This window comes from Glycomyces sp. NPDC048151 (genome assembly GCF_043202775.1).
Taxonomy (GTDB): domain Bacteria; phylum Actinomycetota; class Actinomycetes; order Mycobacteriales; family Micromonosporaceae; genus Glycomyces.
In genome coordinates this window covers 1-1,305 of the sequence record NZ_JBIDBB010000020.1, presented here as the reverse complement: position 1 = coordinate 1,305, position 1,305 = coordinate 1, and the positions used below count along the sequence as shown (strand labels likewise).

1 protein-coding gene is annotated in these 1,305 nt (G+C 69.7%); it reads right to left on the bottom strand.

Annotated features, from left to right (window positions below; translation table 11 throughout):
- Positions 1-33: 33 nt before the first annotated feature.
- A complete protein-coding gene (locus ACGGCP_RS26910) occupies positions 34-1,257 on the bottom strand; it encodes an IS30 family transposase (protein ID WP_392971848.1) in 1,224 nt (407 codons plus the stop codon).
- Between the last annotated feature and the right edge of the window lie 48 nt (positions 1,258-1,305).

Sequence of the window (1,305 nt, the reverse complement as noted above, 5' to 3'; positions counted from 1 at the left end):
GGCGGTTTCTAGGGGTGGTTGCAACACCGCTGGTTAGTCGCTGTCGGCCAGGAGCCTAGCAAGACGCTCGGCTGGGGTTTCCCAGCCGAGCGTTTTGCGTGGGCGGCCGTTGAGTTCGGCGGCGACGGCGGCGAGGTGTGCGGCGTCGTGCTGGCTGAGGTCGGTGCCTTTGGGGAAGTACTGGCGCAGCAGGCCGTTGGTGTTCTCGTTGGAGCCTCGCTGCCAGGGGCTGGCGGGGTCGCAGAAGAACACCGGGATGTCGGTGGCGAGGCTGAATGCCTTGTGGGCGGCCATTTCCGAGCCCTGGTCCCAGGTCAGGGACTGCTTCAAGTGCGCGGGAAGGGTAGCGGCGGTCGTGATGAGGGCGCCCGAGACGGCTTCGGCGTCATGCCTGCCGGGGAGGTGGACCAGCATCACGTAGCGGGTGGCCCGCTCGACCAGGGTGGCGATGGCGGACCGGTTCCCCGCTCCGAGGATGAGGTCGCCTTCCCAGTGGCCGGGGACGGCCCGGTCGGCGGCTTCGGCGGGGCGCTCGCTGATGTTGACCATGTCCTTGACCGCGCGGTGGCGGCGCCGGTCGGCCTGGGCCCGAGGGCGGCGCATGGCGCGGCCGGTGCGCAGTGCGGCGGTGAGCTCGCGGCGCAGCTCGCCGCGACCTTGGACATAGAGGGCCTGGTAGATCGTCTCGTGGACCACGTGCATCTCCGGCCGGTCGGGGAAGGTCTCGCGCAAAGCCTGGCAGATCTGCTCGGGGCTCCAGCGTAGGCCCAGGCGCTGCTGGATGAACTCACGCAGCTCGGAGTTGGCGGCGATCTTGCCGTCCTTGGGGCGTGGACGGCGCGCTTGGGCGCGGGCCTCGGCGGCGTGGGGTCGGTAGGCGCCCGATTCGGGATGGGCGTTGCGGCGGACTTCGCGGCTGATCGTCGAGGGCGAGCGACCCAGCTCGCGGGCGATGGCGCGGATCGGGGCGCCTTCGCGCAGCCGGTCGGCGATCGCGATCCGGTCGTCCTCGCGCAGATACCGTGATGGGCCCGGCGGGCGAGGCGAGACCTGTACCGGCGGGCGGGCCCTGCCCTGGCCTGAGGCGGCCCGGCCGTTGCGCCAACGCTTTCCGGTCCGGTAGTTGATCCCGACGATCTTGCACGCCTCGACACTGCTCAAACCCTGGCCCATGAGCCGGAAGTATTCCTCCCGCTCACGGGCCAGGGGCTTGCGACCCCGAGACCTACTCCGGTCCTCTCGGATCTCGAACGCCATCACAATCCCTTGTAGAACAAGGTGTTGCAACAACCCCTAGAACCCAAG

Coding starts and splice junctions, on each gene's coding strand:
- ACGGCP_RS26910 (WP_392971848.1), bottom strand. CDS start 1,257: ATGGCGTTCGAGATCCGAGAGGACCGGAGTAGGTCTCGGGGTCGCAAG.